Source organism: Pseudooceanicola sp. LIPI14-2-Ac024 (genome assembly GCF_042188925.1).
GTDB lineage: Bacteria > Pseudomonadota > Alphaproteobacteria > Rhodobacterales > Rhodobacteraceae > Pseudooceanicola.
On the sequence record NZ_CP170102.1, the window covers coordinates 1,047,324 to 1,065,607 of the forward strand.

At 67.2% G+C, this 18,284-nt stretch carries 16 protein-coding genes and 1 pseudogene; 6 read left to right on the forward strand and 11 right to left on the reverse strand.

Annotation, left to right across the window (positions count from 1 at the left end; all coding sequences use genetic code 11):
- Positions 1-10: 10 nt before the first annotated feature.
- Both ACE2AC_RS05095 and ACE2AC_RS05100 read right to left on the reverse strand, forming a co-directional pair.
- A complete protein-coding gene (locus ACE2AC_RS05095; RefSeq protein WP_375691034.1) occupies positions 11-1,585 on the reverse strand; it encodes a Re/Si-specific NAD(P)(+) transhydrogenase subunit alpha in 1,575 nt (524 codons plus the stop codon).
- Between the two features lie 125 nt (positions 1,586-1,710).
- Positions 1,711-2,226 (reverse strand): methyltransferase family protein, encoded by a 516-nt coding sequence (locus ACE2AC_RS05100; protein WP_375691035.1) that lies wholly within the window; start codon positions 2,224-2,226, stop codon positions 1,711-1,713.
- A gap of 90 nt (positions 2,227-2,316) precedes the next feature.
- Here ACE2AC_RS05100 and ACE2AC_RS05105 point away from each other — a divergent pair, with 90 nt between their 5' ends.
- Together ACE2AC_RS05105 and ACE2AC_RS05110 are read left to right on the forward strand one after the other, a co-directional pair.
- The gene (locus tag ACE2AC_RS05105; RefSeq protein ID WP_375691036.1) at positions 2,317-3,069 is read left to right on the forward strand and encodes an SDR family NAD(P)-dependent oxidoreductase; all 753 of its coding nucleotides are present in this window, start codon (positions 2,317-2,319) and stop codon (positions 3,067-3,069) included.
- Positions 3,070-3,073: 4 nt separating this feature from the next.
- The gene (locus ACE2AC_RS05110) at positions 3,074-3,463 is read left to right on the forward strand and encodes a VOC family protein (protein WP_375691037.1); all 390 of its coding nucleotides are present in this window, start codon (positions 3,074-3,076) and stop codon (positions 3,461-3,463) included.
- A gap of 4 nt (positions 3,464-3,467) precedes the next feature.
- Here the strand turns inward: ACE2AC_RS05110 and ACE2AC_RS05115 are convergent, their stop codons facing one another.
- A complete protein-coding gene (locus ACE2AC_RS05115; RefSeq protein ID WP_375691038.1) occupies positions 3,468-4,247 on the reverse strand; it encodes a gamma-glutamyl-gamma-aminobutyrate hydrolase family protein in 780 nt (259 codons plus the stop codon).
- 164 nt (positions 4,248-4,411) lie between these two features.
- Positions 4,412-5,749 carry a proline--tRNA ligase gene (proS, locus tag ACE2AC_RS05120; RefSeq protein WP_375691039.1) on the reverse strand — a complete coding sequence of 446 codons (1,338 nt, stop codon included), beginning with the start codon at positions 5,747-5,749 and terminating at the stop codon, positions 4,412-4,414.
- Between the two features lie 453 nt (positions 5,750-6,202).
- On the opposite strand from proS, the gene ACE2AC_RS05125 reads away from it, so the two are divergent.
- The 4 genes and pseudogenes from ACE2AC_RS05125 to ACE2AC_RS05140 all read left to right on the forward strand — a co-directional run bounded on the left by ACE2AC_RS05125 (position 6,203) and on the right by ACE2AC_RS05140 (position 11,885).
- Entirely contained in the window at positions 6,203-7,321 is a 1,119-nt protein-coding gene (locus ACE2AC_RS05125) for an AI-2E family transporter (RefSeq protein WP_375691040.1), read from the forward strand.
- Position 7,322: 1 nt separating this feature from the next.
- Positions 7,323-8,011 (forward strand): annotated as a pseudogene (locus tag ACE2AC_RS05130) (DnaA ATPase domain-containing protein).
- 57 nt (positions 8,012-8,068) lie between these two features.
- Positions 8,069-10,309 (forward strand): RNA degradosome polyphosphate kinase, encoded by a 2,241-nt coding sequence (locus ACE2AC_RS05135; RefSeq protein ID WP_375692070.1) that lies wholly within the window; start codon positions 8,069-8,071, stop codon positions 10,307-10,309.
- A 31-nt stretch (positions 10,310-10,340) separates the two neighbouring features.
- On the forward strand, positions 10,341-11,885 hold the full coding sequence (locus ACE2AC_RS05140; protein WP_375691041.1) for a Ppx/GppA family phosphatase: 1,545 nt from the start codon (positions 10,341-10,343) through the stop codon (positions 11,883-11,885).
- Between the two features lie 18 nt (positions 11,886-11,903).
- Here ACE2AC_RS05140 and ACE2AC_RS05145 read toward each other — a convergent pair whose 3' ends face one another.
- The 7 genes from ACE2AC_RS05145 to ACE2AC_RS05175 form a co-directional block, all read right to left on the reverse strand.
- Entirely contained in the window at positions 11,904-12,290 is a 387-nt protein-coding gene (locus ACE2AC_RS05145; RefSeq protein ID WP_375691042.1) for a hypothetical protein, read from the reverse strand.
- 37 nt (positions 12,291-12,327) lie between these two features.
- Entirely contained in the window at positions 12,328-13,350 is a 1,023-nt protein-coding gene (locus tag ACE2AC_RS05150; RefSeq protein ID WP_375691043.1) for an endonuclease/exonuclease/phosphatase family protein, read from the reverse strand.
- Entirely contained in the window at positions 13,350-14,039 is a 690-nt protein-coding gene (locus tag ACE2AC_RS05155; RefSeq protein WP_375691044.1) for a TerB family tellurite resistance protein, read from the reverse strand. The genes ACE2AC_RS05150 and ACE2AC_RS05155 overlap by 1 nt, the downstream gene beginning before the upstream one ends.
- A 31-nt stretch (positions 14,040-14,070) precedes the next feature.
- Entirely contained in the window at positions 14,071-14,568 is a 498-nt protein-coding gene (locus ACE2AC_RS05160) for a GNAT family N-acetyltransferase (RefSeq protein WP_375691045.1), read from the reverse strand.
- A 61-nt stretch (positions 14,569-14,629) separates the two neighbouring features.
- Positions 14,630-15,133: an MAPEG family protein gene (locus ACE2AC_RS05165; RefSeq protein WP_375691046.1), complete on the reverse strand. Its 504-nt coding sequence runs from the start codon at positions 15,131-15,133 to the stop codon at positions 14,630-14,632.
- A gap of 1 nt (position 15,134) precedes the next feature.
- The gene (scpA, locus tag ACE2AC_RS05170; protein WP_375691047.1) at positions 15,135-17,276 is read right to left on the reverse strand and encodes a methylmalonyl-CoA mutase; all 2,142 of its coding nucleotides are present in this window, start codon (positions 17,274-17,276) and stop codon (positions 15,135-15,137) included.
- Positions 17,239-18,189, reverse strand: coding sequence for a hypothetical protein (locus ACE2AC_RS05175; protein ID WP_375691048.1), 951 nt, complete (start codon positions 18,187-18,189; stop codon positions 17,239-17,241). The genes scpA and ACE2AC_RS05175 overlap by 38 nt, the downstream gene beginning before the upstream one ends.
- Positions 18,190-18,284 lie beyond the last annotated feature (95 nt).

Sequence of the window (18,284 nt, forward strand, 5' to 3'; positions counted from 1 at the left end):
CCCCTACCCCTTACGATTTCTGGAACATGGCGAGCATGCGCCGTGTCACGAGGAAGCCGCCGAAGATGTTGATCCCGGCCATGAAGACCGAAAGCGCGGCGAGGAGTATGACGAGCCAGGAGCCCGAGCCGATCTGCATCAGCGCCCCCAGGATGATGATCGACGAGATCGCGTTGGTGATCGCCATCAGCGGGGTGTGCAGCGAATGGCTGACGTTCCAGATCACCTGGAAGCCGACAAAGACCGACAGCGCAAAGACGATGAAGTGCTGCATGAAGCTTGCCGGTGCCACGAGGCCCACGGCCAGCAGCAGCGCGCCGCCGACGGCGAGCAGCGTGACCTGGTTCTTGGTTTGCGCCTTGAACGCGGCGATTTCATTCGCGCGCTTCTCTTCCGCCGTCAGCTCCTTGGCCTTCTCCTTGGGCTTCTGGGCCGCGATCGCCTGCACCTTGGGCGGTGGCGGCGGGAAGGTGATCTCTCCGGCGTGGGCGATGGTCGCCCCGCGGATCACGTCGTCTTCCATGTTCTGGTTGACGACGCCGTCCTTCTCGGGCGTCAGGTCCGTCATCATGTGACGGATGTTGGTGGCGTAGAGGGTCGAGGCCTGGGTCGCCATCCGGCTCGGGAAATCGGTGTAGCCGACGATGGTCACGCCGTTGTCGGTCACCAGCTTCTCGTCCGGGACGGTCAATTCGCAGTTGCCGCCACGCTCAGCCGCCAGGTCGACGATGACCGATCCGGGCTTCATCAGCTCGACCATGTCCTTGGTCCAGAGCACCGGCGCCGGCCGGTTCGGGATCAGGGCGGTGGTGATGACGATGTCGATGTCGGGCGCCAGCTCGCGGAATTTCTTGAGCTGGGCTTCACGGAACTCGGGGCTCGAAGGCGCCGCATAGCCGCCGGTCGCCGCGCCATCGGTCTGCGCCTCCTCGAAATCGAGATAGACGAATTCGGCCCCCATGGATTCGATCTGCTCGGCCACTTCGGGCCGCACGTCGAACGCTAGGGTGATCGCGCCGAGCGAGGTCGAGGTCCCGATCGCGGCCAGACCGGCCACGCCGGCACCGACGATCAGCACCTTCGCCGGGGGCACCTTGCCCGCGGCGGTCACCTGGCCGGTGAAGAAGCGGCCGAAGTTGTTGCCCGCTTCGATCACCGCGCGGTAACCTGCGATGTTGGCCATCGACGACAGCGCGTCCATCTTCTGCGCGCGGCTGATGCGGGGCACCATGTCCATCGCGATGACGGTGGCGCCCTTCGACTTGCACAGCTCCATCAGCTCTTCGTTCGAGCCGGGATAGAAGAACGAGATCAGCGTCTTGTCGGCGGTCAGGCGTTTTGCCTCGGTGTCCGACGGGGGCCGGACCTTGGCAATGATGTCCGACTCTTTCCAGAGCGCCGCCGCCGTCTTGACGACCGTCACCCCGGCAGCTTCATAGGCGTGGTCGAGGAACCCGGCCTTTTCGCCCGCGCCGGTTTCGATGAAGCATTCGTGCCCCAGCTTCTGCAGCTGGAGGGCGGAGTCCGGCGTCATCGCGACACGGTTCTCCCCCTCGAACACTTCCTTTGGCGTTCCGATCTTCACGTCTGTCTTCTCCCTTCAGGACAAAGCACTCGGCTGCGCCGGGGGCCCGGAACAGCCGCAATTTCGCACTGCGCAATATTATTGCGCGATCTCCCTGCCCGAGATGCACGTTCTTGCGCGCGGTGTCAAACCCATCTCCGCACCCGCTCGCAATAGCGCGCATATTCGGCGCCGAATGTCCGGCTCAGGTGTTCTTCTTCGGGCAGCACGAAGCGTTTTTCAATGACCCACAGGAAGATTGGCACCAATGCGAGCGATAACACCGCACTCCAGGTCAGGATCAGGCCACTCAGCACCATCAGGTCACCCAGGTAGATCGGGTTGCGCGTCCGGCTGAAGATGCCGGTGGTGACCAGCCGCGTGGCCTGCTGGCGCGGCACGATGGTGGTGCGCTGACGCCGCATCTCGTCCGCCGCCAGCACCATCAGGATGATCCCGCCGCCGACCAGCACACCGCCCAGGAACCGCGCCCAGGTGGTGCCGAATTCGAGACCCAAGCTGAAATAGCGCCCCTGCATCCAGGCGATCACCACGAACACAAGAAGCCAGACAGGCGGGAGGTCGATCCATTTGCGCATGAGGTGAAGGTAGCGCGGGAAGCCGTTCATGTCGCTGCGATTTTTCGGGGAGCGGATCGGCATGACGGGTTTCAGCCCCGTGTCACGGGCGCCAACTTGCTTGCCTCCCGGAGCCGCCCGCGTAAGTTGACGCGAAACCAAGGGAGGACACGCATGTATCTGAAGGGCAAACACGCCATCGTCACCGGCGGCGGCACCGGCATCGGCCTGGCCATCGCCCGCGGGCTGGTGGCCGAGGGCGCCGAGGTCACCATCACCGGCCGCCGCATCGAGGTGCTGGAACAGGTCGCGGAACCCGGCATGTTCCCGATGGCGATGGATGTCACGGACGAGGCGCAGGTCGCCTCGGTCACCGCCGCCGCCGTGGCCGCCCGCGGCCCTGTCCAGGTCTGCGTCGCCAATGCCGGCATCGCCGAGGGCCGCAAGCTCCACAAGACCGACGGCGCCTTCTGGCGGCGGATCATGGCGACCAACCTCGACGGCGCGTTCTTCACGGTGCGGGAAAGCCTGCGCTCGATGCTCGACACCGACTGGGGCCGCGTGATCGCGGTGTCGTCCATCGCGGGCATCAAGGGTTCTGCCGGGGCCGGTGCCTATGCCGCGTCCAAGCACGGGGTGATCGGCATGATGCGTTCGTTCGGAGAGGACTTCCTGGGCCAGCCCTACACCTTCAACTCGATCTGCCCAGGCTATGTCGACACGCCCATCGTCGAGCGCAACACCGCCTCGATCGCCGAACGCACCGGTGCCAGCGCCGACGAGGCGCGTGACATCATGGTGAACGTGAACCGCCACAAGCGCCTGATCAAACCCGAGGAAATCGCCGCCGCCGCGCTCTGGCTCTGCAATCCGCTGAGCGAAAGCGTCAACGGGACCGAGATCCACATCGGCGGCGGCCAGTTCTAGGCCAGTGTCGCCCTTCGATCATATCCGGGCGGTGGATTACACCGTGATCCGCGCCCGCGACCTGCCCGCGATGCGCACCTTCTACGAGGGCGTGCTGCGGTTCAAGGTGGCGCGGGAGCTCAGCCCCCGGTGGATCGAATACAACTTCGGCGCCCAGACCCTGGCGCTCTGCGATCACCGGGCAATGGCCGCCGACGCCCCCACCCCGCCCGGCGCGGCGTCATTGCAACTGGCCTTTCGCGTGCCGCCCGGCGCGGTCGCCGACTGCGCCGCGGCGCTCACGGCGGCGGGCATCGCGCTGGAGCGGCCGGTCACCGACCAGCCCTTTGGCCATCGCACGGTGTTCTTCCGCGACCCGGACGGCAATATCCTGGAAATCTACGCCGAGATCTGACGGCTCAGGCCGTCTGCAGCACCGGCTGGGGCATCCGCCCCTCGGACCAGGCCTGCGCGGCCTGGCCAAACGCCTCGAACAGCGGCCGCGACACCGGATCGGCGGCAGCGTTGTACTCGGGATGCCACTGGACGGCGAGGGTAAAGCCCTTGGCCCCCTCGATATAGGCCGCCTCGGGTGTCTCGTCGGGCGCGATACCGTCGATGCGGAACCGCTTGCCCGGTTTGACAACCCCCTGCCCGTGCAGCGTGTTGGTCATCACCGCAGGCGCACCCATCAGCTTGTGGAACACCCCGCCCTCGCAGAACGTCACCTTGTGCCGCAGGGCGAACTTTTCCTCGATGGTGCCGTCCGGCGGCATCCGGTGGTTCATCCGGCCGGGGATGTCGCGGATCTCGGGGTGCAGGGTCGATCCCATGGCGACGGCGACCTCCTGGAAGCCACGGCAGATGCCGAGGAACGGCTGCCCACGCTCGACGCAGGCCCGCACCAACGGAAGGGTGATCGCGTCGCGGTTGCGGTCGAAGGTACCGTGCGCCTCGGTCTCGGCCTCGCCGTATTCCTCGGGGTGCACGTTCGGGCGCCCGCCGGTCAGCACGAAGCCGTCAAAGGTGTCGAGCAGCTCGTCGATCGATACGTAGCGCGGGTCGGCGGGGATCAGCAGCGGCATGCATCCCGACACCTCGGCCACCGCCTGTGTGGTCATGATCCCGCCGGAGTGCGTCCGGTACTGATCGTTGATCACCGTGAGGTTCGTAATGATTCCGACACGTGCGCGCGTCATGATGAGTCCCGCTTTCTTGCCTGACGCATAATCTAGGCCGCACAGCCGCCCAAATAAACAGCGAAGCATGTGCACATGCGCAGAGTCACTCCGCCTGCCCGCCGATTGGGCAGAGCGTCGCGGCGGGACGCGGTGCGCAGATGTGCCACGCGTCCCGGCCGGACTTACACGTCTTGGTAGATCTCGGCGATCTTGGCGACGGCCTGCTCCGGCGGCATCTCCTCGCTCTCGCCAGTCCGACGCGAGGTCAGTTCCACCACCCCGTTCTTGAGACCGCGTGGCCCCACGGTGATCCGCCACGGCAGGCCGATCAGGTCCATGGTCGCGAACTTGGCCCCGGCCCGTTCGTTGGTGTCGTCGTAGAGCGGGTCGAGCCCCAGCGAGACAAAGCTCTCGTGCAGCGCTTCGCAGGCGGCATCGGCTTCCGGATCGCCGGTCTTGAGGTTCACGATGCCGACGTGGAACGGCGTGACGCCTTCGGGCCAGATGATGCCGCGGTCGTCGTGGCTCGCTTCGATGATCGCTCCCAGCAGACGGCTGACGCCGATCCCGTGGGACCCCATGTGCACCGGTACGGCCTGCCCGTCCGGTCCCTGCACCGTCGCGCCCATGGCTTCGGAATACTTGGTGCCGAAATAGAAGATCTGCCCGACCTCGATGCCGCGTGCCACCCGGCGGCGCGCCTCGGGGATCTGCTCGAACACCGCCGCGTCGTGGGTTTCGTCCGTGCGGGCATAGCGCGAGGTGAATTCCTCGAGCACGGCCTGGCACTGCTCCACGCTGTCATAGTCGATCTCGCGGTCGCCGAACTTCAGCTCGGTGATCTCGCTGTCATAGAAGACCTCGCTCTCGCCGGTGTCGGCCAGCACGAGGAACTCGTGGGTGTCATCACCGCCGATCGGGCCGCTGTCGGCGCGCATCGGGATCGCCTGAAGCCCCATCCGCTCGTAGGTGCGCAGGTAGCTCACCAGGTGGCGGTTGTAGGCGTGCAGCGCGTCCTCTTTCGTGAGGTCGAAGTTGTAGCCGTCCTTCATCAGGAACTCGCGCCCGCGCATCACGCCGAACCGGGGGCGGACCTCGTCGCGGAATTTCCACTGGATGTGGTAGAGCGTCAGCGGCAGTTCCTTGTAGGACTTCACGTAGGAGCGGAAGATGTCGGTGATCATCTCCTCGTTCGTCGGGCCGTAGAGCATCGGCCGGTCATGCCGGTCGCGCAGGCGCAGCAGTTCCGGGCCATAGGCGTTGATCCGGCCGGATTCCTCCCACAGCTCGGTCGACTGGAGCGTCGGCATCAGCAACGGGATGTGGCCCGCGCGCTCCTGCTCCTCGTGCACGATCCGCTCGATATTCTTCAGCACCTTGTAGCCCAGTGGCAGCCACGAATAGATCCCGGCCGAGGCCTGCTTGATCATGCCCGCGCGCAGCATCAGCCGGTGGCTGACGATCTGAGCCTCGGAGGGCGTTTCTTTCAGGACGGGCAGGAAATAACGGGACAGACGCATCTGGCGGAACCTTCGAAACTTGCGGTCGGGATCCCCTAGGCGATTTTCAGGCGTCTCACAAGCGGGGCGTGGCCCGGGCCGGACGGTCCCGGTCGCGCGGTGGCCCTGTGCGGAAAGAAGGCCACCGCGCTGTCCGGGCTGTTGGGGATGCGCCCGGACTGGGACGGGCCCGATGGCAGGGCCCTGGGGTTGCTCCCGGCGCGACCCTCGAAATCACGAAGCGCACCGGGTGCGCGCCGGCGGGGGCAATCCCGGGCCCCGGCGCACAGGTCCATTTGCGCGGAACTCCGCCACCGGGGTAGTGCGGAAACCCGCACTGTGGCGCGTTGCACACGACGCGATCTGGCGTCAGCAAACCCGCGCCAGACCGTTGCCGACAGCGCCCAAACACCGAAACCGGGGTTGCAAATGCCCGCCATGCCGGTGAGATAGTCGGGCAAGAGAAGGAAGCGCATGTCCCTGCCGATCCGCACACAGCTGAAATACTGGGGGATCGCGGCCGCGATCCTCTTCCTCGCGCTGTGGTGGCTTGGCGACATCATCCTGCCCTATGTCATCGGAGCGGCGATCGCCTATTTCCTCGACCCCGTCGCGGACCGGCTGGAACGCCTGGGCCTCAGCCGGGCGCTGGCGACGGCGATCATCACCATTACGGCGCTGGTCATCCTGCTGCTGATCCTCCTCCTCGTTGTGCCCAAGCTGATCGAACAGGCCCTGGACCTCTTCGCGCTGGCCCCGCAGGCCGCGACCAACGTGCAGGACTTCGTCAGCCAGCGCTTCCCCGACCTGCTCGACCAGGACAGCACGGTGCGCAAGATGCTGGCGTCGGTCGGGGATTCCGTGCAGTCGCACGGGGTCGAGGTGCTGCAGGCGGCGCTGACCTCGGCCGGGTCGCTGATCAACATCTTCATGATCATCGTGATCGTGCCGGTGGTGTCGTTCTACCTGCTCTACGACTGGGACCGGATGATCGCGCGGATCGACGCGCTGCTGCCGCGCGACCTGGCCCCCACCATCCGCAAGCTCGCGCACGAGATCGACGTGACCATGGCGGGCTTCGTGCGGGGCATGGGCACCGTCTGCCTCATCCTCGGGACCTACTACGCCATCGCCCTGATGCTGGCCGGGCTCAACTTCGGCCTGCTGGTCGGCGCGGTGGCGGGCATCCTGACCTTCATCCCCTACATCGGCGCGATGATCGGCGGCATCCTCGCCATCGGCCTCGCGCTCTTCCAGTTCTGGGGTGACTGGCTGCAGGTCGCCATCATCGCGATCATCTTCTTCATCGGCCAGCTGGTCGAGGGCAACATCGTCACCCCCAAGCTGGTCGGCAACTCGGTTCGCCTGCACCCGGTGTGGCTGCTCTTCGCGATCTCGTTCTTCGGCGCGCTCTTCGGGTTCGTCGGCATGCTCCTGGCGGTGCCGGTTGCCGCCGCGCTTGGCGTCATCGTCCGCTTCGTTCTGGAGCGGTACCGCGACAGCGCGCTCTACCACGGCGGCGACACCGCCGGACGGGCGGCCGCGCGGGCCGAGGCCATGCGCGCCAGCACGCCGGAGCAGGACGCCCCCTGACATGCCCCGCCAGCTGAATTTCGACCTGCCCGCCAGACCGGCGCTCGGGCGCGAGGACTTTTTCGTCGCCCCCCGAACGCCATGGCGCTCGCCATGCTCGACCTCTGGCCGGACTGGCCCAGCCACAAGCTGCTGATCATCGGGCCAAGCGGGTCCGGCAAGACGCACCTTGCCCACGTCTGGGCGGCGCGGTCGCTGGCGCGGATCATCCCGGCCTACCTCCTCCCGCAGGAGGACATTCCCGCCCTCGCCGCCGCCCCCGTCGCGATCGAGGACGTGCAAGAGATCGCCGGCGATGCCGAGGCCGAGCGCGCGCTGTTCCACCTGCACAACCACCTGCTGGCCGAGGGCCACACGCTGATGGTCACCGCCGACCGCGCGCCGCAGCACTGGGGGCTGAGCCTGCCCGACCTCGCCAGCCGGATGCAGGGGACCGCAAGCGCCTCGATCGAGCTGCCCGACGACACCCTGCTGGCCGCCCTTCTGGCCAAGCTCTTTGCCGACCGCCAGATCATCCCGCAGGGCGACGTCATCCCCTACCTGCTGCGCCGGATCGACCGGTCCTTTGCCGACGCGCAGCGCGCCGTCGCCGCGATCGACGCCCTGGCCCTGACCGAAAAGCGCGATGTCACGCGCAGGTTGGCCGCGCAGGTCTTTGATCAACTGGAACACGACAGGTACAAGGGGTAACCTGCCCGGATGAACACCCGTCACGAAACCGTTGCGAACTCGGGCAACAACGCCGGCATGACCCAGGCCGATTTCCTCTCCAACGGCGTGCCCCCGTCGCGCGCCATGCCCGACCTCGACCTCGAGGGCAGCGGGCGCTTCTTCAACCGCGAACTCAGCTGGCTGGGCTTCAACTGGCGTGTGCTGGAAGAGGCCGAGAACCCGGATGTGCCGCTGCTGGAGCGGCTGCGCTTCCTGTCGATCAGCGCCACCAACCTCGACGAGTTCTACACCGTGCGCGTCGCCGGCCTGCGCGAGCTGGCGAAAGAGGGCAACACCACCCCTGCCGCCGACGGGCTGACGCCGGCGGAACAGCTGGTGCTGATCAACGACGACGCCCGCGCCCTGATGAAGCGGCAGCAGGCGGTGTTCGGCCAACTCCGCGCCGAGATGCAGGATGCCGGTATCTCGATCCTGACCCGCGACGAACTGGGCGATGTGGACCGTGCCTACCTGCTCGAGGTGTTCCTCGACCAGGTCTTCCCGGTGCTCTCACCGCTAGCCATCGACCCGGCGCATCCCTTCCCGTTCATCCCGAACCTCGGCTTCTCGCTGGCGCTCATCCTCGAACGCAAGCGCGACCGGCGGACCCTTCAGGCGCTGCTGCCGATCCCGCACCAGATCGACCGCTTCGTCGCGCTGCCCTCGGACAAGGGCCAGCACCGGTTCCTGCCGCTCGAGGAGCTGCTGCTGGAATACATCGACCGGCTCTTTCCCGGCTACCGTGCCATGGGGTCCTGCACCTTCCGCGTCCTGCGCGACAGCGACCTCGAGGTCGAGGAAGAGGCCGAGGACCTTGTCCGCGAGTTCGAGACCGCCCTGAAACGCCGCCGCCGGGGCGAGGTCGTGCGGCTCAAGATCTCCTCGGGTGCGCCCGAGGCGCTGCACCAGCTGATCATGCGGCAGCTGCACGTGATCGGGGACGAGGTGATCGAGGTCGACGGCATCATCGGCATCTCGTCGTTGAGCGAGTTGGTCCTCGATGACCGGCCCGACCTGCTCTGGCCATCGTTCAGCCCGCGCGTTCCTGAACGCGTGACCGACCACGACGGCGACATGTTCGCGGCGATCCGCCAGAAGGACATGCTGCTGCACCACCCCTACGAGACCTTCGACATGGTGGTCCGTTTCCTGCAGCAGGCGGCCCGCGATCCCGACGTGGTAGCGATCAAGCAGACGCTCTACCGGACGTCCAAGAACTCTCCCATCGTCGAGGCGCTCTGCGAGGCGGCCGAGGACGGCAAGTCGGTCACCGCGCTGGTCGAGCTGAAGGCGCGGTTCGACGAGGCCGCCAACATCCGTCAGTCACGCCGGCTGGAACGCTCGGGCGCGCACGTGGTCTACGGCTTCGTCGACTGGAAGACGCATGCCAAGATATCGACCGTGGTGCGGCGCGAGGGCAAGAAGCTGGTCACCTACACCCACTTCGGCACCGGCAACTACCACCCGATCACCGCGCGGATCTACACCGACCTCAGCCTCTTCACCTGCGACGCGGCACTTGGCCGCGATGCGACCAAGGTGTTCAACTACCTCTCGGGGTATGCCCTGCCCGAAGGGCTGGAAAAGCTGACGATCTCGCCGCACTGGATGCGGACCAAGCTGATCGAGATGATCGACGCCGAGGCAGACCATGCCCGCGCCGGCCGTCCGGCCCGGATCTGGGCCAAGATGAATTCGCTGATCGAACCCCGGGTGATCGACGCGCTCTACCGCGCCAGCCAGGCCGGGGTCGAGATCGACCTCGTCATCCGCGGCATCTGCGGGCTGCGCCCCGGCATCAGCGGGCTCAGCGACAACATCCGGATCAAGTCCATCGTCGGCCGGTTTCTCGAGCATTCGCGCATCGTCTGTTTCGGCAACGGCCACGGCCTGCCGCATGACAAGGCGCAGGTCTTCATCTCGTCCGCCGACTGGATGAGCCGCAACCTCAACCGCCGGGTCGAAACGCTGGTGAGGATCGACAACGCGACAGTGAAGGCCCAGATCGTGCGGCAGATCATGGCGGCGAACCTGGCCGACGTGGCGCAGAGTTGGGTGATGCAGCCCGACGGAAAGTTCCTGCGCGCCGCCCGGAGCGCGGGCGAGACGCCGTTCAACTGCCACCGCTTCTTCATGGAGAACCCATCGCTCTCGGGTCGCGGCTCTGCCGGGGCCGGCGATGTGCCGGAACTGACACACGACGCCGAGCCCGCGCCCCCGAACCCGCGGGACGACGCCGGGGTAGCGGTTGACGCGGCCGGAGCACACGGCACATAACGTGCGTAACGGGACCCGAAAGACGGAAGTCATGGACGCCACCAACGATGCTGCGCCGCCCGACTGGGGGCCTTTCGGCCGCCCCCTGTTCGAGGATCCCGAGGCCCGCGCGCTCAGCCGCGTCGGCGTGGTCGACATCGGCTCGAACTCCGTCCGCCTCGTGGTGTTCGACGGCGCGGCGCGCAGCCCGGCCTACTTCTACAACGAAAAGATCATGTGCGGTCTCGGCGCGGGGCTCGGCGACACCGGCAAGCTGAACCCCGAGGGGCGCAAGCGCGCGCTGGCCGCCCTGCACCGCTTCCAGCTGCTGGCCCACGGGATGGAAGCGACGCCGCTCACCGCCGTCGCCACCGCCGCCGTGCGCGAGGCCGAGGACGGCGCCGAGTTCGTCGAACTGGTCGAACGCACCACCGGGCTCAGGATGCACACCATCGACGGCCCTGAGGAAGCGCGCCTTTCGGCCCAGGGTGTCCTGCTGGGCTGGCCCGGTGCCTATGGCCTCGTCTGCGACATCGGTGGCTCCTCGATGGAACTGGCCGAGATCGCGGGCGGAGAGGTCGGGCGTTGCGTGACCTCGCCGCTTGGCCCGCTCAAACTCGCCTCGGTCAAGGGCGGCAAGAAGGGGCGCAAGGCGTTCATCAAGGAACAGGTCGCCCGGCTGCACGACCAGATGGGGGAACAGCCGAACCGCCTGTTCCTGGTCGGCGGCTCGTGGCGGGCCATCGCCCGCATCGACATGGACCGGCTGGGCTATCCGCTGCACGTCCTGCACGAATACCGCATGACGCCCAAGGCGATCCGCGACACCGCCGCCTACATCGCCTCGGAAGACCCCGACAAGCTGCGGTCGCGCTGCGGCATCTCGAAGGACCGAATGGCGCTGGTGCCGCTGGCCGCCGAGGTGCTGGTCGAGGTGATGCGCAGCTTCAGACCGCGCGACATCGCCGTATCGGCCTACGGCATCCGCGAAGGGCTGCTCTACCAGCAGATGCCGCAGAAGCTGCGCGACCGCGACCCGCTGATCGAAAGCTGCCGCTTTGCCGAACGCAAGGACGCCCGCCTGCCCGGCTTCGGCCGCACGCTTTATGAATTCATCCTGCCGCTCTTCCGCTCGGCCAAGCCCGAGCGGCTGCGCATCATCAAGGCCGCCTGCCTGCTGCACGACGTGACCTGGCGCGCCCACCCGGACTACCGGGCCGAGGTGTGTTTCGACAACGCGACGCGCGCCAACCTGGGCGGGCTCAAGCATTCCGAACGGGTGTTCCTGGGCCTCGCCCTGCTGCATCGCTACCGCAACAAGCGGCAGGGCACGCATTTCGAGGATCTCTACGACCTCATCCCGCCCGAGGAACAGCTCCAGGCCGAGATCCTCGGCAAGGCGATGCGCTTCGGCGCGATGCTCTGGCTCGACCGCGGGTCGGGGATCGGGTCGATGAAGTGGTTCCCCAAGAAGAAGAAGCTCGAACTGCACCTGACCGAGGCCGCATGGCCGCTGTTCGGAGAGGTCGCGGCGGCGCGGTTCGCCTCTCTCGCCTCGTCGCTCGGCGCAGAGAGCGAGATCGTGATGCGGGGCTGAGAGCGCCCCGCCCGCGCGTCAGAGCTCGGTCTCGCCCGTGTCGGGGTCGATCCCCAGTTCCTTCAGCTCATCCGGCGGCCGCCGGCGCATGATGATGTCGCCGTTCGGCAGCATCTCGGGCGGATAGTAGCCGCGGAAATCCTGCACCCGGTCCAGCAGGTCCAGCAGCGCCGGCCCCATCTCGTCGACAAAGCTGCGCAGCGCCGGCTCGATCTCCTCGGCGCGTTCCTGCAGGCGGCGCAGGGCCGGTTCCATCTCGGCGATCATGCCGCGCATGAACATCTGGGCGCCGCGCTGCATCAGCGTGGTGCCCTCTTCTTCCTCGGTGTTCTCGGTGGCGTCCTGCGCCACGGCCGGAACCGGCGCGGCAAGGGCAAGACACAGGATCAGGGGCAAATGTCGCATGGGGCCAACTCTACCTCAGAATGTACCCCCGACAAAATCACACTTCGATGTCGATGGACACCGGGAAGTGGTCGCTGGCGTCGATCAGCGCCGCGCGCAGCTCGGGCCGGGTCCAGCAGACCGGGTCGTCGAACGGATGCCAGATGCGCCACGACGGGCGGCGCACCGCGATCTCGGGCGAGACGAGGATGTAGTCGAGCAGCGCCTGTAGATAGCGCTGTTCCGGCTGGATGTAGAACCGCGCCGTGGTCGGCGTCGCGCTCAGCTTGCCCTGCAGCGCCTGCCGGGCGTGCGGGTCGGTGAGCGGCACCTCGCCCTCGCCGCCCATCACGATCTCGAGCGATGAGCGCCCGAAGAGATCCTCGTACTCGTCCAGCCCCGGGCCATCATTGAGGTCCCCCATCACGATCAGCGCCTCGCCCCGGTCAATGTGTTCGGCCACCCGGGCGCGCAGCCAGATCGCCTGCGCCAGTTGTTTGCGCCGGTTCGAGATCGACAGCCGCATCACCTCGTCCCGGTTCGCCGCCCCGTGCGGGGCCTTGGACTTCAGGTGCGCGCCGATGATGCGGAACGCGAAATCCCCAGCGGTGACAGACAGTTCCAGCGGCGGCTTCGAGAACCGCACGAGGTCCTCGGTCGCGTCGATGTCGAGGTCGATCCGGAACACCCCGTCAAACCGCGGCGCATGGACACTGCCCTTCTTGCCGGTCGGATCGCCCTGCGGATCATGCTCCACCCGCAGCACGTCGGGATCGAAGAGAAACGCGATCTCCTGCTGGGTGTCGTTGGCGAACCCGATGACGGCCTGGCGGGCGCGCAGGGAAAACGCCTCGGCAAAGCCCTGCAGCGCCCTGACGGTCGACCGGCGGCGGTTGTCGTCCGGGGCCTCGATGATCATGATCCCGTCGGCGTCGAGCGCCGTCATCACCGTCGCGATCGCCTCGGTCTGGCGGGAGCGCGTCACGTCGTGGCGCGCCGACCAACGGTCATCCATGAAAAGCTTGTCACCGTCGTCGAAAAGCCCGTTGAACCATTCGACGTTCCAAGTGGCCAGCCGCATCAGGCGGCCGCGCCCCTGAGCGCCTGTATCTCTTCCCAGGCCTTGTTCAGATCGACCATCCGGTTCTCGGCCATCTTGATCGCCTCTTCCGGCAGGCCCTGCGACACCAGCAGGTCGGGATGGCTGTCGCGCACCGCGCGGCGATAGGCGCGGCGGATATCCTCGGTTGGCGCGGACCGGTCCACCCCCAGAACCTCGTAGGGGTCCCGCTCTCCGTCCGGGACAAAGCGGGCGCGCAGGTGGTTGAACTGCGCCTCGCTCAGGCCAAAGATCTCGGCCACCCGGCGCAGGAACGCATCTTCGTCCGGGTGGTAGGCACCGTCGGCCATGGCGATGTAGAACAGCCCCTCCAGCAGGTTGCAGAGCATCCCCGGCTGGTCCTTCAGCGCCCGCGCGACACGCTCGGCGTATTCCTCGAACCCGGCGACGTCCTGGCGGGCGAAGTTGAAGATCTTGGCGGCGTTCTTCTCGTCCTCGGGCGGGATGCGGAACACCTCGCGGAAGGCGCGGACCTCGGTCCGGTCGACCACGCCGTCGGCCTTGGCCATCTTCGCGCCAAGCGCGATCACCGCGATGGCAAAGACGGCGCCGCGTTCGCGCGGGCCGCGCAGCTTGTCAAAAACGGCGGCCAGCCCTTCACCATTGGCGAGGGCGGCAAGGGCTTCGGCGATGCGGGTCCAGATCGACATGGGCTGGGACTCTAAACGCTGCGGCGCGGAATCAAAGCACCTTCTGCATCAGGATCAGGTCGTGCCATTGCCCGAACTTGCGCCCCGATTGCGGCATCCGCCCGCAGTGTTCGTACCCGACCGCCGCGTGGAACGGAACCGCCCCCGGATTGCCGCCCGAGATCCCGGCCACCATCGTGTGCGCCCCCTTCGCGCGGGCATCCTCCTCGACCGCCCGCAGCAGCGCCCGGCCGACGCCCCGGCCCCGCGCGCTCTCGCCCAGGATGATCGTGTGCTCCATCGCATGGACATAACCGTCGCCGCCCCGGAACTGGTCGTAAGAGGCAAAGCCGAGCACCGTCCCGTCCGCCACAGCGACAAGGAACTCCCGCCCGCGCGCACGGCGGCTGTCGATGTAGTCGGCGAGCGTCTCGGGGGTCTTCTCGACACTGGCGAAGGTGACGAGCGTGTCGCGGAAGATGGGGTTCCAGATCGCCAGGATCTGGGCGTGATCCCCGTCGGTTACGGGGCGGATTTCAAAGTCGGCCATGATCGTCTCGTGCTGCACTGGCCCGATCTTTGCCAGCTGCGGGCCAAGCGCAAGGGCCGGATCAGAACGGCAGGGCAAAAGCCCCCGTGACAAGCCGCCACAGCACCCAGAGTGCCGCGAGAACGGTCGGATAGAAGCTGGCGGCAAAGCCGAACCCCCGCAGCGGTGGCGAGAGGTGGTAGCCGATCCAGAAGAGCACGCGGGTCACGGCGAACCCGAGGCCCAGCATCAGGACCACCCCGCCGCCCAGCACGTAGCCGGCAAAGGGCCAGATTGCGGCGGCGAGCACCAGCTGTTCGACCGTGTTGGTCAGGACCGACTGGTCGATGGCGGCCGGGCTGCCGGGGGCGAACGGCTGGCCGTCGATGATGGCGTCATCGAAGAACCGTCGCTGCGCCAGCCGCGCGACCATCAGCAGCGCCACCACCCCGCCCGGAAACGCCGCCATGGCCAATACCATCGGCGGCGGCAGCGGCAGGAAGACCCGCGATCCCAGCCACATGAGCCCAAGCCCCCAGAGGAGCCCGAGCGCCATGCCGGCCAGGATCACGGGACGCTTGCCCATCTCAGGCCGCGGCGTCGGCCCGCGCCTCGCGGATCAGCCGCAGGATGTCCTGCGCCGCGGTCGGGATGTTCGTCCCCGGCCCGAAGATCGCCTTGACCCCCGCCTTCTTGAGGAAATCGTAATCCTGCTGCGGGATCACCCCGCCGCAGATCACGATGATGTCGCCCGCGTCGTTCTTCTTGAGCGCCTCGATCAGTTGCGGTGCCAGCGTCTTGTGACCTGCCGCCTGCGACGAGATGCCGACCACGTGCACGTCGTTGTCGATGGCGTCCTGCGCGGCTTCGTCCGGGGTCTGGAACAGCGGGCCCACGTCCACGTCGAAACCGATGTCGGCAAAGGCCGTGGCGATCACCTTGGCGCCGCGGTCGTGGCCGTCCTGGCCCATCTTGACCACCAGCATCCGGGGGCGCCGCCCCTCTTCCTCGGCAAAGTCCTCGACCGATTTCTGGATCGCGGCAAAGCCCTCGTCGCCCTCGTAGGCCTTGCCGTAGACGCCCGCGAGCGTCTTCACCTCGGCCCGATGGCGGCCGAACACCTTTTCCATCGCCATGCTGATCTCTCCCACGCTGGCGCGCGCGCGCGCCGCTTCCACCGCGGCGGCCAGAAGGTTGCCGCCCTCGTTCGCCACCCGCTCAAGCTCGGCCAGGGCGGCATCGCACGCCGCCTGGTCGCGGGTCGCGCGGATGTTTTCCAGCCGCGCCACCTGGCTTTCGCGGACCTTCACGTTGTCCACGTCGAGGATGTCGATCGGGTCTTCCTTGTCCTTGCGGTACTTGTTGACCCCGACGATCACCTCCTCGCCGCGGTCGATCATCGACTGGCGGATGGCGGCGCTTTCCTCGATCCGCAGCTTCGGCATGCCCGAGGCCACGGCCTTGGTCATACCGCCCATGCCGTCGACTTCCTCGATCAGCGCCCAGGCCTTCTCGGCCAGTTCGTGGGTCAGGCTCTCGACGTAATAGCTCCCCGCCAGAGGATCGACCACGCGGGTGACCTGCGTTTCCTCCTGCAGGATCAGCTGGGTGTTCCGCGCGATCCGCGCGCTGAAATCGGTTGGCAGCGCGATCGCTTCGTCCAGCGCGTTGGTGTGCAGCGATTGCGTGCCGCCCAACACGGCCGACATCGCCTCGTACGCGGTGCGGATGACGTTGTTGTAGGGATCCTGCTCCTGCAGGCTGACACCGGAGGTCTGGCAGTGGGTCCGCAGCATCTTGGAGCGTTCGTCCTTGGCCCCGACCTCATCCATGATCCGGTACCACAGCAGCCGCGCGGCGCGTAGCTTGGCGGCTTCCATGAAGAAGTTCATGCCGATGGCAAAGAAGAACGACAGCCGGCCCGCGAACTTGTCGACATCCATGCCCGCGTCCATCGCGGCCTTCACGTATTCCTTGCCGTCCGCGAGAGTATAGGCCAGCTCCTGCACGAGGTTCGCGCCGGCCTCCTGCATGTGGTAGCCCGAGATCGAGATCGAGTTGAACTTCGGCATGTAATCCGATGTATAGCCGATGATATCCGAGATGATGCGCATCGAGGGTTCGGGTGGATAGATGTAGGTGTTCCGCACCATGAACTCTTTCAGGATGTCGTTCTGGATGGTCCCCGACAGCACCGACTTGTCGTGCCCCTGCTCCTCGCCCGCGACGATGAAGCTCGCCAGGATCGGGATCACCGCGCCGTTCATCGTCATCGAGACCGACACCTTGTCGAGCGGGATGCCGTCGAAGAGGATCTTCATGTCCTCGACAGAATCGATCGCCACGCCCGCCTTGCCGACGTCACCGACCACGCGCGGGTGGTCGCTGTCGTAACCTCGGTGCGTGGCAAGGTCGAAGGCGACCGACACGCCCTGCTGCCCGGCCGCGAGGTTGCGGCGGTAGAAGGCGTTCGATTCCTCGGCGGTGGAGAACCCGGCATACTGCCGGATGGTCCAGGGGCGCCCGGCGTACATTGTCGCCTTCACGCCACGGGTGAACGGCGCCTTGCCGGGGATCGTCCCCATGTGCGGCAGCGACGCCGTGTCCTCTTCGGTATAGAGCGGCTTGACCTCGATCCCCTCGAGGGTCTGCCAGTTCAGGTCGGAAAGCGCCCGGCCCCTGAGCTCCTTCTCAGCGATTGCCGACCATTCGTCCTTCTTCGATGTCATCGTGACGTCCTCTCAACTCCTCCGCCGGGTGCGGATGTGTCCCCGCCTCTCCGGCCAATTTCGCTTTTTCTCCGGCCAGCCGTGCCAGCCCGTCCGCCCCGGCTGCCAGCCAGAACAGGTCGTCTGCATAATCCTCGTGCATCGCGGCCTGCTGTGCCGCGTCGAACGGCATCCAGCGCCCGGTCCCCGGTGGCAACGCCGCCGGGTCCGCGCCCTGCGTCATCAGTGCCGTGCGCAGCGCGGCAAGGTCCGGGCCGTGGTTCAGCCAGTCGCGCGCATGGGTCATCGGCGGCAGCAGCGTCTGCCCCAGCATGTGCCAAAGCCGCCGTTCCGGCAGGCCGCCCAGTTCCTCGTGCGCCATGACGATCACCTCGCCCGCCCCGGCCGCCACCGCGATGTCCGAAATCACCGCCCGCCAGCCACGCCGCAGCGCTGCAATCTCGGCGATCTCGGCCGCCGTCGGCAGCGGATGGCCGCGCACCACCGCCTCGGCCAGGCAGGACGCCCAGTAGAGCGCGGGCGAGCGGATCGAGATCGCGATCCGGTCGACCGAGCCAAAAGCGCTCACGTGCCGCGCCAGCCGCGCGCCCGCGTCGGGATAAAGCGTGCCCGCCGCCAGGTTGCGCCGCACCGATCCCAGCATCCCCTCGTCGCTGATCACCAGCTGTCGCACGCCCGACCGGCCTGCAGCCTCGCGGGCCAGGGCGATCCGCCCGGCGGCGCGCTGCGCCTGCCGCCGTTCCGGCCCGCCATCCGGCTGCGGAATGATCCCCCGGAACAACCCGCTGCGCGTCCGCCCCGGGCCCCAGAATCCGACCCCGTGCCGCGCCAGACCCTCGGAATTGGCGCGCATGTAGGCCTGGAAGGTGGTCGCGGCGGTGCGGTGCGCCCCGACGTGCAGTATGACATCCATCGGCAAATCCCCCGTGCCGGGCCCCGCCGCAGCGGCCCGTCCGGGCACCCACGGGGGCCAGTGACCGGATCATCGCCCGCCCCCCGTGGAAATGT

Bases quoted from the DNA above. Each gene is read 5' to 3' on its own strand.
- ACE2AC_RS05100 (WP_375691035.1), bottom strand. From the start codon at position 2,226: ATGCCGATCCGCTCCCCGAAAAATCGCAGCGACATGAACGGCTTCCCG.
- ACE2AC_RS05105 (WP_375691036.1), top strand. From the start codon at position 2,317: ATGTATCTGAAGGGCAAACACGCCATCGTCACCGGCGGCGGCACCGGC.
- ACE2AC_RS05115 (WP_375691038.1), bottom strand. From the start codon at position 4,247: ATGACGCGCGCACGTGTCGGAATCATTACGAACCTCACGGTGATCAAC.
- proS (WP_375691039.1), bottom strand. From the start codon at position 5,749: ATGCGTCTGTCCCGTTATTTCCTGCCCGTCCTGAAAGAAACGCCCTCC.
- ACE2AC_RS05125 (WP_375691040.1), top strand. From the start codon at position 6,203: ATGTCCCTGCCGATCCGCACACAGCTGAAATACTGGGGGATCGCGGCC.
- ACE2AC_RS05135 (WP_375692070.1), top strand. From the start codon at position 8,069: ATGACCCAGGCCGATTTCCTCTCCAACGGCGTGCCCCCGTCGCGCGCC.
- ACE2AC_RS05140 (WP_375691041.1), top strand. From the start codon at position 10,341: ATGGACGCCACCAACGATGCTGCGCCGCCCGACTGGGGGCCTTTCGGC.
- ACE2AC_RS05145 (WP_375691042.1), bottom strand. From the start codon at position 12,290: ATGCGACATTTGCCCCTGATCCTGTGTCTTGCCCTTGCCGCGCCGGTT.
- ACE2AC_RS05150 (WP_375691043.1), bottom strand. From the start codon at position 13,350: ATGCGGCTGGCCACTTGGAACGTCGAATGGTTCAACGGGCTTTTCGAC.
- ACE2AC_RS05155 (WP_375691044.1), bottom strand. From the start codon at position 14,039: ATGTCGATCTGGACCCGCATCGCCGAAGCCCTTGCCGCCCTCGCCAAT.
- ACE2AC_RS05160 (WP_375691045.1), bottom strand. From the start codon at position 14,568: ATGGCCGACTTTGAAATCCGCCCCGTAACCGACGGGGATCACGCCCAG.
- ACE2AC_RS05165 (WP_375691046.1), bottom strand. From the start codon at position 15,133: ATGGGCAAGCGTCCCGTGATCCTGGCCGGCATGGCGCTCGGGCTCCTC.
- scpA (WP_375691047.1), bottom strand. From the start codon at position 17,276: ATGACATCGAAGAAGGACGAATGGTCGGCAATCGCTGAGAAGGAGCTC.
- ACE2AC_RS05175 (WP_375691048.1), bottom strand. From the start codon at position 18,189: ATGGATGTCATACTGCACGTCGGGGCGCACCGCACCGCCGCGACCACC.